Genomic DNA, 12,785 nt, shown 5'->3' on the forward strand with positions numbered 1-12,785 from the left:
TAACTCCTTGAAATTCATTGTGATAGTGTTCGCGTCAATCGATGCTCGTTATTTGGAAGATCGTGGCTATTAGTCATTGCTATCTTGCTGAATTTTGGACGTATCGACCATTCTAAGCAATTGATTGGCAATCATTAGAACCCCAAAGGTCTCGTCGGCAGTTGTGTAGCTCGCACGCCCATGAGCGGCAGGGTTGCGAAACACTGAAAAGCAGGAGGCAAATAAATTAGCGAGATCCAAATTTTCTTGCTTTTCACTTTTGTCTCTTGGATTGGGCTTGCCAAGCCAGCCTTCCTCCCCGAATGCCTGGCGCATTAAAGGCGAGCCATGCCCTTCAACATTTCTTCCAGCTGCCTCTCGAACAGCCTTTTCAACGGCAATCATGCTTTCTGATACTGCGGTTGAAAACTTGCCCTGCACGAAACTAGACCACGCATCATCGCGCAACCTAATATGGAATAGCTCTCTTGGGTACTTTCTGGAAACGATCAGCTTTGTAACATTACTATCGAGATCTACTTCTTGGGCGTAGCGCGTCAAAATTCGAGAAGATGTCATCTCGGCTGTTTGGCCCCCAGCAAGAGATTTATGAGCATGTTGTGGGATCAAGAAGCCATTTGTCTCAAGCCAAAACCAAGCTTCGCAAATCGCTTGAACTAACTCACTCTTCTCTTTACTTCCAATACCTCTAAAGTGGATGAAAGCCTCTCTAACCAAGTGCTGCAGTATATAGCCGGTTTGGTTACCCGAATTAACATGAAGGCGACGTATTTTATCATCTTCCCGCATTGCCTTAATAAAGCGGAGCGATAATTCTTCCACTGCCATCTTAATAACAGAATCGCTATCTGGAATACCCACCAACCAACTGGTTACATACTTGCTCAACTTAGATCCTCTATTCTTGTTGCTCGTTATTTGGAAAAGTCTGATCTGTCATTTTGTGGCCCCTGTGGGACTGATAGAAGGGTGAAACACCCCAAGCTTGAGATTGTGGCTCATCCGAATGAAGTCACGACAGTAGCGTTGGCATTCGAGATAATAGTCCCGGTCGTTGTCGTTCATTTTCGACAACAACTCATCTTCTGACATTTGTTCAGATAACGGGACGCCTGATGCCAAGCTGTCCATCATGGCAGTGCGATCCTGATACGCGCATCGCACCAACTCGGCCATCAATTCGTCTTTTGATGTTTCATACCGGTATGCCATTCTTGCCAAGTCCTTGAAACTTATTGTGATAGTCGTGTCTGTCGGGACCGGTGCGCTTCTCGTTAAATGACACTGTAGCGCCACACAAAGAAAGTGCATCCCAATTGAAATAACCATTGAAAGTAGTATTCATAACTTATATCATAACGTCAATACTTAAATGATGGTCAAGTTATGGACATACTGGAAGCATGAAGTTCGGGTACATTCGCAAACGAGGAAATGGCCCCTCTGTAGCCAAACAAGAGGAAGCGTTGAAGAAGGCGGGGCTTGATGATTTCACGCTGGAAGGCCCCGTTTATCGTGACACACCACAGTCAGGAACGCACCGGCTGACTGCGGAACATTTGGTGGAGAGGCAAGCGTTGTTGCGACTTCTTCATGAGGGCGATGAAATCGTTGTCGCTGATTATCCGACAATGTTTCTGTCGCCCTCGGATGCCATGCAGGTGGTCGAGGAAATTGCTCGATCAAAGGCCTGTCTTCGGGTCATGACGGATGGTGAAGTCTACCAGTGGAAACCAACGGATGCGGAGATAGCAGTGCGATTGGCACAACTATCTCAGAAGACACAGGCGGCAATTACCAGCGAGATTACAGCGAAAGCACGCCGAGCACGAAATGCTACTGGAAATCTCGGCGGCCGCCCGCCATCGATTGACAAAAAGGCGCTAAAAGCGGCGGGTGAAGAATGGTTCAATCCAAATGGGCCAAGCCCATCCGAAATAGTAATCAAATATGGAATATCGCGCTCGACGCTGAACCGTAAATTCGGCCCAATTTCTGATGTGCGGGAACGAGCCCAAGAAGAGGCGGAGTCAACGGATTGACGGGTTCTGTCAACTGATTAGGCCAATTTGTCACCGAAATTGGCCCTTTTGTAACCAAGAACGGATGGTTTGTAACCAGATCAGCCGAGTAACGAATTCCAACTAAGGGACGCGAACCATCCAGATAAAACCATTCTCAACTATGGCCGTCACTGGTCTTCTCCTTTTTTAGGACTCTTGACGGCTCGCATGGGCAGATAATGGGGCTATTGGTCCTGATGAACTTGCAAATCAGTCCAAATGGACTATATTCTAGGGCAAATGCGGAGGGTTAGATGGTTAAGATAGAAGAACAGAAGCACGGTTCTGCGGGGACTGTGCACCTTCAGATTCCGGGAAAGCACTTGCAAGGCAGAAAAATTACACCGTTGGTTCAGCGGCTTTACGAAAGGCACCTGAAGCTGGAGGAAAATTTTAGGCACCTTTCCTCCGGGCCGGTGATTGTAAGTGAGTTAGGTGGCAACTCGGACGAAGGCTTGCTTGGAGAAATCAAGCCAATCGGACTGTCAGGCCTACTTGCCGTCCCTTTGTCCAATGAAATGCAGAAGGCCAGTTCCACTGTCAGCGAACAGCAAGCGTTAGTGGGCCTCAAGGCGGTCAACCGCATTTGTGAACAATGGGGCCTCTCGATCGAGGAAAGCGCAAACCTCGTGGATATGTCTCTCAGTACGTGGAAGAGGGCTAGAAAGCCGAACTTTTCTGGAAAGCTTAGCAAAGATCAGGTTCTCCGATTGAGTGCTATCGTTGGCATCTACAAATCGTTGAACCTCTACTTTGATGACAAGATTGCGCATAGCTGGATTAAATTGCCGAATGTAGGCCCACTGTGCCGCGGCGCCAGGCCAATAGATGTTTTGATCGAAGGTGGGCTACCTGCGCTTTTGCGCGTTCGACAATATCTTGATGCATTGCGGGGGGGATCATGATCCTCACGGAGCTTAAGGATCGTGGCCTAGTCCGTCTGATATCCGCGACTTACCACAAGCCACCCGTTCTTTCAGGATTAGTTGATAACGACGAAGAGATGGCTCTACTGACTGATCTCGAAGGGCAGACCAGTGCGCGCTTAGAGGCAGAAAAGGGTAACGACCCCAGTTGGGACCCTTTGATGCTCGCATGGCGGAAACGGCAACAAGATATCAGTGCTTATGGCAATAGTCATATCAATGCCGCCTTCACATATACACGGACGGGCGGAAATCGGTTTAACGGCGAACAACGCGGCGCTTGGTATTCTGCTTGGTATACTCAGGTATCCATCGCAGAGGTCGCGTTCCATCGCACGCGCGAGCTTTCCTATATAGGCAAATATGAGGACAAAGCGCGTTATGTAGAGATCATTTCAGATTGTATCGGCGAGTTCGCTGACATTCGAGATGAACCAGATCACCCGTGCTTACATGCTGATCCTGCAGTGGGCTATCCAAAGGGTCAGGCGCTATCCGAGGCGCTGATAGCTGATGAGCATATCGGCCTCATCTACCCCTCTGTGCGCGCCCCGGAGGGAGATTGCTTGGTAGTATTTGATCCTACGACTGTTCGTAATGTTCGACCGGGCGCCTCATGGGATCTCGTTTGGGATGGATCGCCGCATTATAGTGCCAAATGCGTTTAGCGACGCACATTGTGAATCTGAAGCGGACAGGTAAACAATTCCAAATAAGGGAGGAGCCAGATGGCCACTTACAGACAGATCCAACTGCATATAAAGGATCAGCATGGATATTCGGCCCAGACCTGCTGGATTGCTGACGTAATGGCTGAACATGGGTTGACGAAGAGGATCGCACCAAATCGGATTGATCCTACTCGGCGAGAAAAGCCATGTCCTTTAGGGAAGCGAAAAGATGTCGAAGACGCACTTCGTCATTTCAACATGATCTGATTTCCAGAAAAGGGACAATCAATGAAGGGGATATTGCAAGCCACGCACCCATCATCAGATCAACTTTACGATCTGCTCACCCGTGAAGAGTGGGAAGCGCTCGCTGTGTTTTCTTCTGAAGGCGTCATTACGAGGTTGCCTGATGCTATAACGAAGGAGCGGCTTCTCCGATTGGGCTTAACTGGCCATGGAGAGCGGCCAACAGCAGCAGGTTACGCTTTGTTGTTGACCTGGCTACGTCGCAACCCGAAGCGTAAGCGATGGGGTGGACGCCTCCACCAACCGCATCAACTGTGCCAATATAGACATTCTCAAAGTTTAATAAGAGATGGAGGCATCCTAACACTCTTTGACAATAGTGATCTCTTTTCCGAAATCAGCCCTGGAAGATCATTTTGTCGAAACTATCGTTCCGGCATTTTTGGACATCGTAAGTGCAAGGTCTTCGATCATGTCTTCCTGACCGCCGACCATGCCGCGACGCCCGAGTTCCAGCAACAAATCACGCGCAGGTATGCCGTAGCGCTTTTCAGCCCGTTCTGCAAACAGCAGGAACGAGGAATAAACACCGGCATAACCGAGGACGAGTGACCCGCGATCCACCCGAATCATGCGATCCATCATCGGTACTACAAGGTCTTCGGCGGCGTCCATTATCTTGAATAAATCGACGCCGGTCTCGACCCCCATGCGTTCAAACACGGCCACGAGAAGTTCGGTTGCCGCATTTCCTGCACCAGCCCCAAGCCCGGCAATGGCGCCATCAATACGGTTCGCACCAGCAGCCACTGCGGCAACAGAGTTGGCAATGCCCATCCCAAGATTGTGGTGACCATGGAAACCAAGCTCGGTTTCCGGCTGAAGGGCTGCACGGATCGCGGAAATGCGGTCCGTGACATCTTGCGGCAGCATATGACCGGCAGAATCCGTACAATAAATGCAGTTCGCACCATACCCTTCCATCAACAAGGCCTGTTCAACCAGTTTTTCCGGACTGGCACGATGTGACATCATCAGGAAGCCAACTGTATCGAGCCCGGTTTTAGCCGCAAAGGTAATGTGCTGTTCAGCGCAATCGGCCTCCGTGCAATGGGTGGCAATACGCACACCGGCGATCCCGCAATCCATTGCCCGCTTGAGCATGTCGATTGTTCCAATACCAGGCAACAAAAGTGCCGAGACCTTGGAATTTTTAAGATGCGGGATGACTGCCGAGAGATATTCCTCGTCCGTTGCGGCCGAGAAACCATAGTTCACCGATGCTCCGCCCAGACCATCCCCATGCGTAATTTCGATCCACGGCATACCGGCTTCGTCGGCGGCCTTGGCAACCTCGATCATCTGACTGACCGAAATCTGATGACGTTTGGCATGCATACCGTCCCGCAGGCTCATTTCGTGAAGGGTGATTTTACGTCCCTCGATATTCATCTGTCTCTCCTCAGCCACGTGCTGGTAACGTGAAGGCGCCGCAATCGGCCTGTTCAGCAAAAAGTTCGGCAGTGCGAAGTGCGGCCGCCGTCATGATGTCCAAATTGCCGGCATATTTCGGCAAGAAGTCACCGAGCCCTTCGACCTCGAGATAGATCGATACCCGGTTGCCGTCGAAGATCGGCCCGTTCACCAGTTTGTAACCCGGGACATATTTCTGAACTTCGGCCACCATTGCATTGACACTGGCAATAATTGCAGCCTGATCCGGTTCATTTTTAGTCAGCACATGCACAGTATCGCGCATCAGAAGCGGGGGTTCCGCCGGATTGACGATTATGATCGCCTTGCCACGTTTGGCACCACCGACTTTCTCGATCGCGGCCGCCGTCGTACTGGTGAATTCGTCAATATTTTTGCGTGTGCCCGGCCCTACGGAACGCGACGAAACCGCAGCAACGATTTCGCCATATTCGACCGGTTGCACACGTGAAACGGCCGCAACAATCGGGATGGTGGCCTGGCCGCCGCAGGTAACCATATTGACGTTCATTTCGTTGCTTTTGGCATGATCGGCAAGGTTAACTGACGGAATACAGAACGGGCCAATCGCCGCTGGCGTCAGATCAATCATTATCACGCCAAGCTCGTTCAACTTGCGGGAGTTTTCTGCATGAACATAGGCAGACGTCGCATCGAAGGCGACCCGAATATCATCGGAGATCACATGTTCAAGAACCCCGTCAATACCGGTTGCGCAGGTTTTGATGCCCATCTCGGCAGCTCGGTTGAGCCCCTCGGAGGCCGGATCAATGCCGACCATCCAGACGGGTTCAACCCAATCGGATCGTTTCATTTTCATTAGAAGGTCGGTGCCGATATTGCCCGGTCCTATGATCACCGCCCGCAATTTCCTAGTCATTTTGTATATCCTTTAACATCGAGTTACATGCCAACGACGGCAGGCAGAGCCAGTGTGAGAGCCGGTACATAGGTGACGATCATCAGCACTATAATCATGAGCAATGTCGGTATGATTGCCCCCTTGATCACGGTTTCCAGGGACAGGTCCGAGACACGTGCGGCGACGAACAGGTTCACGCCGACCGGCGGCGTAACCATGCCAATCGCGAGGTTGATGATCATCATGATGCCGAAATGCCCGGGACTGACACCCAGCGCTGTAACCAGCGGCAACAAAATCGGGGTCAGAATGATAATGGCGGCAATCGTTTCCATGAAGGTGCCAACAATCAGCAAGATCACGTTGATCGCCAGCAGTAAAAGCCATGTTTGATCCACGATCGACGTGATGGCATGGGCCAGCATGACGGGCACGCCTTCAATCGCCAGTGCGCGGCCAAAAATGGTGGCGGTTCCAACAATGAGCATGATTGTTGCCGACGTCAGTGCCGAACCGGCGAAGATCCGGTAGAGTTTTTTAAGGTTGAGTTCCCGATAAACAAAGACCCCCACAAACAATCCGTAAATGACCCCCACTGCGGCCGCCTCGGTCGGGGTAAAAACACCGCCGTAGATGCCGCCCAGAATGATCACTGGCACCATCAATGCCCATTTGGCGTCGTTGATGGTCGCAAGCACTTCCTTGCGCGAGGGATGATAATCGCTCGGGGTTTGTCCATCTGCCCGTGATTTCCACCATGCGTACGTGATCAGTGTCAGGCCGATCAGCAATCCGGGAAGAACACCCCCCATGAACAGCCTTGAGACTGACACGTTGGCAGAGGTCGCATAAATTACCATCGGGATAGAGGGGGGAATGATAACGCCAAGTGACCCGGAAGACGCGATAAGCCCGGCCGAGAAGCCTTTTTTATAGCCGTCTCTTGCCATGGCAGGCAGCAAGATGGTGCCGACAGCAGCCACCGTTGCCGGACCAGAACCGGAAATGGCGGCAAAGAAAATGCATGTCACAACGGCAATAATTGCCATACCGCCCGTATAACGGCCAAACAAAAGGCGTGCGACATTGATCAGGCGCTGAGACAATCCCCCTTGCCCCATCAGATCGCCCGCCAGAATAAAGAACGGGACGGCCATCAGAGGAAAACTGTCAATTGATGTAACAAGCACCTGAGGCACATAACTGCCGGAGACCTTGCCAGAGACAAGCAGCGCCACCGTTGAAGCAACACCTAGCGATACTGCAATCGGAACCGAGATAAAAAGAAGAACCGCCAGCAGGCCAAACAGAATGAGAGAAATCATTTCATCTCTCTTTCAGTGCCGTCGCGTAGCTCGCAGATGAATGATTGCGCCAGACGAACCAGTACCATTGAAAACCCGGTAAAAGGTGCGAGATAGATATAAGCCATGGGCATGCCGAGCGAGGCGGATTTTTGACCAAAGCGAAAGGTTTTCTCGATCAGGAACCAGCCCTGATACATCGCGTAACATGCAAAACCGGCAAAAATGGCATGGGTCAGCAGGCGCAAATATACCTGCCCTTTTGGCGGCAACAGGTGGGCAAACATGGTCACACGAATATGAGCATTTTTGCGGATAGCATAAGCGACGCCGCTATAGGTCATCCAGATGAAGAAATATCGTGCCAGTTCTTCAGACCAGGACAGAGATGCCCCCATCACATAACGCATGAAAATCTGAACACCGATGAGGATTGTCATCAGGGCCATAAGGACCACTGTGAATGCCTCTTCAAAATGCTCATCAATAAGTTTAAGCATGAATCCCTCCCTTGCCAGCCGATCAATGATCAGGGTGACTTCTGTGGATCAATCCTGCATCTGGCAGTTTCGGTACAGGGACTGGAAAAAGGATGGGGCGTCCGATACTGACGCCCCGCTTTTGTCAGGTGATTATTTTTTGGTTGCGGAAAGCAGACGATTGACGAGATCTGCACCGGCTTTTTCTTTGACCAGATCGGCAATCGGAGCAGCCTTCTGAACGAACAGAGACAGTTCTTCGGGCGTCAGTGTTGTGAACTTCACGTTCGTCATCGCGGCTTCAGCTTTGTCGTCCGCTTCCTGGGCCAGTTTGCGCTGGTAGGCTGTTGCGTCTTTGACTGCGGCATCAAAGATTACACGGTCTTTTGCACTTAAAGTGGCCAGCTTGTCCGGGCTTGCCAGAAGCGGCCACGGCGAATAGATGTGATTGGTCTTGGTGATGAATTTCTGAACTTCATTGAACTTCATGTCATAGAAAAGGTTGATCGGCCCTTCCTGTGCATCGAAGATTCCCTGTTGAAGGGCGGTGAACAGTTCGTTGAATGCCAGCGGTGCCGGATTGGCACCCTCCTCACGCCAGGTCGCAATATTGACCTCGTTTTCCATGGTGCGCATCTTCATGCCCGCCAGGTCATCCGGGGTCCGGATTTCTTTTTTCGAGTTGGTCAACTGGCGAAAACCGTTTTCCCAATATGCCAGACCGACAATACCCTTGTCTTTGAGCGAATTCATGATTTCGGTGCCGATTTCACCGTCAAGCACCGCATAAGCCTGTTTCCGATTGGTGAACAGGAAGGGAATGTCAAAGGCAAAGAATTCGGGGGCAAAAGAGGCGACGGGAGCCGAGGATGCGAAGGTCAGGTCGATATTACCTAATTGGACGTTCTCGATTGCCTCGCGCTCACCGCCGAGCTGAGAATTGGGATAAATTTCTAAACCGATTCGACCATCTGTTTTTTCGCGCAGTTCCTTGTCAAGGAACTCAAATGCCTTCTGACCGGTCGATGTCGGGGCAGAAGAATGTGCCGCCCGGAAAAGAATTTCAGGCTCAGCCTGTGCCTGGGATGCGAAAAACGCACCGGAGATCAGAACGGAAAGAGTAGTTGCGCGTATAATCTGCGCCGTTTTCTTGAACGACATCGTCGTCCTCCCTTTTTATCCGAACACCCTAGTTTGGTGTCCTGTGTTTCCTGATTTGTTTTTTTGGATATTGAGCAGAGGTCTCCGCCTCTGTATTTTTCGATCTGTTGGATTTAGTGAAAATGCATTTATTTGTCAAATAATAAAATCTATTTTCAATATGTGAAAAATAAGTTACCCGTTATGGCTCGTCCAAGTCCCGGAGATCCCCCATGCCAGCCAGATTTTTGCCCAAAGATTTTTACCATGCGCTAGAGGAAGCTGTCGGATCCGCCAATTTCAGACATGCAGATAACATTCCCCAATCAGCCTTGGGTGATTGGAGTACCGAACGTGGCGGAACGCCTTGTGCACTGGTCACTCCGCGCGACACCGCCGCGGTATCCGCAGTTCTGAGATTGTGCCATCAGCACCACGTTCCTGTTGTGCCCCAAGGCGGACTTTCAGGACTTGCTGGCGGGGCGGTTCCTTCGGAAGGTTCGGTGTTGCTGTCTTTGGCCCGAATGGACCAGATTGAGGAAATTGACACATCTTCGAGCCTGATGGTCGTGGAGGCGGGCTGCATCTTGCAGCGCATTCAGGACGCGGCACAGAATGCAGGATATTATTTTGCACTTGATCTTGGTGCGCGCGGCTCCTGTCAGATTGGCGGCAATATCTCGACCAATGCCGGGGGCAACCGTGTCATTCGATACGGCATGACGCGTGATCTTGTTCTTGGGCTGGAGGTTGTCTTTGCCGACGGCACAATTCTGCCAATGATGAACCGTATGCCCAAAAATAATGCGGCACTGGATCTCAAGCATTTGTTCATCGGATCGGAAGGAACGCTGGGCGTTATCACGCGCGCTGTGCTCAAGCTGCATCCAGGTGTTTGTGGTGCCAATACAGCATTGGTTGCGCTGCCAGAGTTTGACTCAGTTACCCGCCTTATCAGCCACGCCCAGTTCATGTTGTCGGGCCGCCTCACAGCGTTTGAACTGATGTGGAATGATTATTATCAGGCCGTTATTGATGGAACCGGTCAGAAGCCGCCACTGGCGACAGATTATCCACTTTATGCCCTTATCGACATGCAGGGGGCTGATCCGGATGGTGAAAGATCAGCGTTTGAAGCCATGCTGGAAACAGCCTTTGAAACCAGCATTATTTCCGATGCGACAATTGCCCAGTCTCACCGTGAGATTGAAACCTTCTGGTCGCTACGCGACGGTGTTTCCGAAATTCTGTCCCTGCGCGCCCCTGTCATCAGCTTTGACGTTTCTGTACCGCGCTCGCGCATCGGCGATTGTGTTGATGAAATTCGTGCGGCTTTGACACAGGCTTTCCCCAAATTACCGACGGTCTTTTTTGGCCATGCGGGGGATAGTAATATTCATCTGGTCGCCGGCCCCATCGACCAATTTGATCCAACAGGCAAGAACATCGAGAGGGCGGTCTATGAGATTATCCGCACCTATGGCGGCTCGGTGTCGGCAGAACATGGCATCGGTTTACACAAAAAACCGTGGCTTTCTTACAGTCGCTCGGAAACCGAGCTTGCAACTCTGAGACTGCTAAAACGGAGTTTTGACCCAAAGGAAATTCTAAACCCGGGGAAAGTTCTTTCATAAAAACGAGCCCTTGCGATTTGCGTGTCCCTAAAAGCTGCGACGGAGCCGCGGCAGCTTTTAGGGCAAATTCTAATTTGCTGTTCCCTATGCCCCAAGCTCGTGCGAAATCGATTTCGCAATCCGCTTGACCAGCGGGATCAGCTCTTGCATGCGTGCCGGTGACATATATTCGTGGGTCGATGAAACCGAAACTGCAGCAATAATTTTCCCGGTCGCATCGCGCAAGGGTGCGGCAACACAGCGAATGGATGGTTCATCTTCGCCAAGGTCATAGCTATAACCCTCTGCCCGGTATGACGCCATCAATGCCAGCCATTCTTTCTGTGACATCCGGTCTGGCAACAGGTGACCATCCTGCTCATAGAGCTGTTTTAAAACCAGCTCTGGTTCATCAAACAGCAAGGCCTTTCCGACCCCCGTTGAAATAACAGGTTTGCGACCACCCACCCGTGAACTGATCTCTACCGGCCGCGCACCAGGCAGTTTATCAAGATAGGTAACTTCCCATCCTTCGCGGCGCGCGAGATGGACCGTATCATGCGTTAGATCTGACAGTTCCTCCAACCATGGCCGGACCACCTGCACAAGATCGACCCGCGAATAGGCCGCAAAGCCAAGTTCAATCAACCGCGGGCCAAGTGTGAACCCGTGCGACCTTTCGGGCTTGAGGTAGCGTTGTTCTTGTAATACAGCAACAATGCGATGCACCGTGCCATATGTCAGCCCTGTAACTGAAGAAATTTCTTGAATATTGCGAGGGCGTTCAGCCACGGCGTCAATAATTTGGAACCCCCGCACAAGCGTTTGACTTCTGGGAGCCTGCAGTTCGTGCTCGTCTTTCAACGGTTTAGTTTTTTCTACCATGTCCTCAATATCCCAACGACGAATCAAATTTTTTATCAATAATCTAAACAAACATCCAGAGATCATAGGAAACAATTTTCTCAGCTGCTTATTGTTAGCATTACAGTTGCGATTTTTGTTTGAGGTGAGCTCGTTGGGCTGCGGCCTGATGGGCACGTCGCCAACATGACCATGCGATGATGTCTGCGGGTTCGATCCGATGTTGGGCAAGCTTGTTGGCGATCCGGCGGACCTCTTGAATTGACCATCGGATCAGATCCCGATGGTCCGCATCCTCGATCTTTTTGGGGGCGTCACGTCATTGGTGCGGTATCGGATCACCGCCATCATGGCGAAGGCCAGCCATGCCACGAGCGGCTCTCATTATGATCGAGGCCAAGCTCGTTTTTGGTCGTTTCGAAGCTGTCTTCGATCGCCCGGCGGCGGCCCTCGACGGAGACAAGAGCCTGTATTTCCGTGCCCGCCGGGCACCAGGTCGTAAAGTAGGCCAGATCACCGTCGCTGATGTTACGGCGGATCAGGAGGCCCCGGGTCCACACGCCTGATTTTGTCTCGTCATATTCATCGGCTTCGAGATCGGCGAGCTCGCAGTAGGCCCAGTCATGAAGGCGGGCACCCTTTGTGCCCTCGCCAGCGGAAAGGCGTTTCCATGCGCCTGGATCAAGGCCCTGTGCAATCTCTTCCGCCTTGCCTGCCCAAGAGCCAAAGTAATGGTCCGATTTCACGCCGAGAACGTAGCCTTTGCAGGCCCGGCGCAGAGCCTGCTCAACGTCACCAACCCCATATACCGCGTTCGCTGCGACCCACGAGAAAGGGACGTCGGCCGCCAGCGTCCGCTGTATAATTTGAACTGCCAAGGCTGGCTTGGTGGCGAAATTTACAAATTCAGGAACATGGGTTGCGGTAAGTCGTGCCGGATCACTCGTCCAGCTCTTCGGCAGATACAAGGCATGATCGATAAACGCGTGGCCGCGAGCCGAATACCGCCAGCGTCAATATCCCCGCGAAATCGGATTCCAACTAAGGGACAACAGATGAGCCTTCTTAGAAACCCAATATGCCTTACTATCCTAATACTGGGCTTCTCTGCACTTCTCTGGGC

Annotated in this window: 12 protein-coding genes and 1 pseudogene; 4 read left to right on the forward strand and 9 right to left on the reverse strand. The window is 51.5% G+C overall.

Going from position 1 to position 12,785, the window contains the following annotated elements; genetic code table 11:
* Positions 1-69 precede the first annotated feature (69 nt).
* Both AAC599_RS18645 and AAC599_RS18650 read right to left on the reverse strand, forming a co-directional pair.
* Positions 70-888, reverse strand: a complete 819-nt coding sequence (locus AAC599_RS18645; protein ID WP_340151915.1) for a TIGR02391 family protein — start codon at positions 886-888, stop codon at positions 70-72.
* A gap of 48 nt (positions 889-936) precedes the next feature.
* The gene (locus AAC599_RS18650; protein ID WP_340151916.1) at positions 937-1,212 is read right to left on the reverse strand and encodes a hypothetical protein; all 276 of its coding nucleotides are present in this window, start codon (positions 1,210-1,212) and stop codon (positions 937-939) included.
* A gap of 191 nt (positions 1,213-1,403) precedes the next feature.
* On the opposite strand from AAC599_RS18650, the gene AAC599_RS18655 reads away from it, so the two are divergent.
* The 3 genes from AAC599_RS18655 to AAC599_RS18665 all read left to right on the forward strand — a co-directional run bounded on the left by AAC599_RS18655 (position 1,404) and on the right by AAC599_RS18665 (position 3,657).
* Complete coding sequence (locus tag AAC599_RS18655; protein ID WP_340151917.1) at positions 1,404-2,042, forward strand: recombinase family protein; 639 nt, start codon at positions 1,404-1,406, stop codon at positions 2,040-2,042.
* 275 nt (positions 2,043-2,317) lie between these two features.
* A complete protein-coding gene (locus AAC599_RS18660) occupies positions 2,318-2,968 on the forward strand; it encodes an MbcA/ParS/Xre antitoxin family protein (protein ID WP_254843755.1) in 651 nt (216 codons plus the stop codon).
* A complete protein-coding gene (locus AAC599_RS18665) occupies positions 2,965-3,657 on the forward strand; it encodes an RES family NAD+ phosphorylase (RefSeq protein ID WP_007092576.1) in 693 nt (230 codons plus the stop codon). The genes AAC599_RS18660 and AAC599_RS18665 overlap by 4 nt, the downstream gene beginning before the upstream one ends.
* A 660-nt stretch (positions 3,658-4,317) precedes the next feature.
* Here AAC599_RS18665 and dmpG read toward each other — a convergent pair.
* From dmpG to AAC599_RS18690, 5 genes are all read right to left on the reverse strand, one after another.
* Positions 4,318-5,358, reverse strand: a complete 1,041-nt coding sequence (gene dmpG / locus AAC599_RS18670) for a 4-hydroxy-2-oxovalerate aldolase (RefSeq protein WP_007092487.1) — start codon at positions 5,356-5,358, stop codon at positions 4,318-4,320.
* Positions 5,359-5,368: 10 nt separating this feature from the next.
* Positions 5,369-6,280, reverse strand: coding sequence for an acetaldehyde dehydrogenase (acetylating) (locus AAC599_RS18675; RefSeq protein WP_040109951.1), 912 nt, complete (start codon positions 6,278-6,280; stop codon positions 5,369-5,371).
* A 23-nt stretch (positions 6,281-6,303) separates the two neighbouring features.
* A complete protein-coding gene (locus AAC599_RS18680) occupies positions 6,304-7,587 on the reverse strand; it encodes a TRAP transporter large permease (protein WP_007092485.1) in 1,284 nt (427 codons plus the stop codon).
* The gene (locus AAC599_RS18685) at positions 7,584-8,066 is read right to left on the reverse strand and encodes a TRAP transporter small permease (RefSeq protein WP_007092484.1); all 483 of its coding nucleotides are present in this window, start codon (positions 8,064-8,066) and stop codon (positions 7,584-7,586) included. The genes AAC599_RS18680 and AAC599_RS18685 overlap by 4 nt, the downstream gene beginning before the upstream one ends.
* Before the next feature lie 132 nt (positions 8,067-8,198).
* Entirely contained in the window at positions 8,199-9,206 is a 1,008-nt protein-coding gene (locus AAC599_RS18690; RefSeq protein ID WP_007092483.1) for a TRAP transporter substrate-binding protein, read from the reverse strand.
* A gap of 212 nt (positions 9,207-9,418) precedes the next feature.
* On the opposite strand from AAC599_RS18690, the gene AAC599_RS18695 reads away from it, so the two are divergent.
* Positions 9,419-10,819: an FAD-binding oxidoreductase gene (locus AAC599_RS18695; RefSeq protein WP_052268446.1), complete on the forward strand. Its 1,401-nt coding sequence runs from the start codon at positions 9,419-9,421 to the stop codon at positions 10,817-10,819.
* A gap of 84 nt (positions 10,820-10,903) precedes the next feature.
* On the opposite strand, the gene AAC599_RS18700 is transcribed toward AAC599_RS18695, so the two are convergent.
* Both AAC599_RS18700 and AAC599_RS18705 read right to left on the reverse strand, forming a co-directional pair.
* The gene (locus tag AAC599_RS18700; protein WP_007092481.1) at positions 10,904-11,683 is read right to left on the reverse strand and encodes an IclR family transcriptional regulator; all 780 of its coding nucleotides are present in this window, start codon (positions 11,681-11,683) and stop codon (positions 10,904-10,906) included.
* A gap of 252 nt (positions 11,684-11,935) precedes the next feature.
* Positions 11,936-12,663: pseudogene (locus AAC599_RS18705) on the reverse strand (IS701 family transposase); the annotation flags it as partial.
* Positions 12,664-12,785: the final 122 nt, after the last annotated feature.

It is taken from the genome of uncultured Sneathiella sp., assembly GCF_963976355.1.
In the GTDB taxonomy this organism is placed as follows: domain Bacteria; phylum Pseudomonadota; class Alphaproteobacteria; order Sneathiellales; family Sneathiellaceae; genus Sneathiella.

Excerpts from the sequence above, each read along its gene's own strand:
- AAC599_RS18700 (WP_007092481.1), bottom strand. The coding sequence starts at position 11,683 with ATGGTAGAAAAAACTAAACCGTTGAAAGACGAGCACGAACTGCAGGCT.
- AAC599_RS18660 (WP_254843755.1), top strand. The coding sequence starts at position 2,318 with ATGGTTAAGATAGAAGAACAGAAGCACGGTTCTGCGGGGACTGTGCAC.
- AAC599_RS18650 (WP_340151916.1), bottom strand. The coding sequence starts at position 1,212 with ATGGCATACCGGTATGAAACATCAAAAGACGAATTGATGGCCGAGTTG.
- AAC599_RS18690 (WP_007092483.1), bottom strand. The coding sequence starts at position 9,206 with ATGTCGTTCAAGAAAACGGCGCAGATTATACGCGCAACTACTCTTTCC.
- AAC599_RS18655 (WP_340151917.1), top strand. The coding sequence starts at position 1,404 with ATGAAGTTCGGGTACATTCGCAAACGAGGAAATGGCCCCTCTGTAGCC.
- AAC599_RS18695 (WP_052268446.1), top strand. The coding sequence starts at position 9,419 with ATGCCAGCCAGATTTTTGCCCAAAGATTTTTACCATGCGCTAGAGGAA.
- AAC599_RS18680 (WP_007092485.1), bottom strand. The coding sequence starts at position 7,587 with ATGATTTCTCTCATTCTGTTTGGCCTGCTGGCGGTTCTTCTTTTTATC.
- dmpG (WP_007092487.1), bottom strand. The coding sequence starts at position 5,358 with ATGAATATCGAGGGACGTAAAATCACCCTTCACGAAATGAGCCTGCGG.
- AAC599_RS18665 (WP_007092576.1), top strand. The coding sequence starts at position 2,965 with ATGATCCTCACGGAGCTTAAGGATCGTGGCCTAGTCCGTCTGATATCC.
- AAC599_RS18685 (WP_007092484.1), bottom strand. The coding sequence starts at position 8,066 with ATGCTTAAACTTATTGATGAGCATTTTGAAGAGGCATTCACAGTGGTC.
- AAC599_RS18675 (WP_040109951.1), bottom strand. The coding sequence starts at position 6,280 with ATGACTAGGAAATTGCGGGCGGTGATCATAGGACCGGGCAATATCGGC.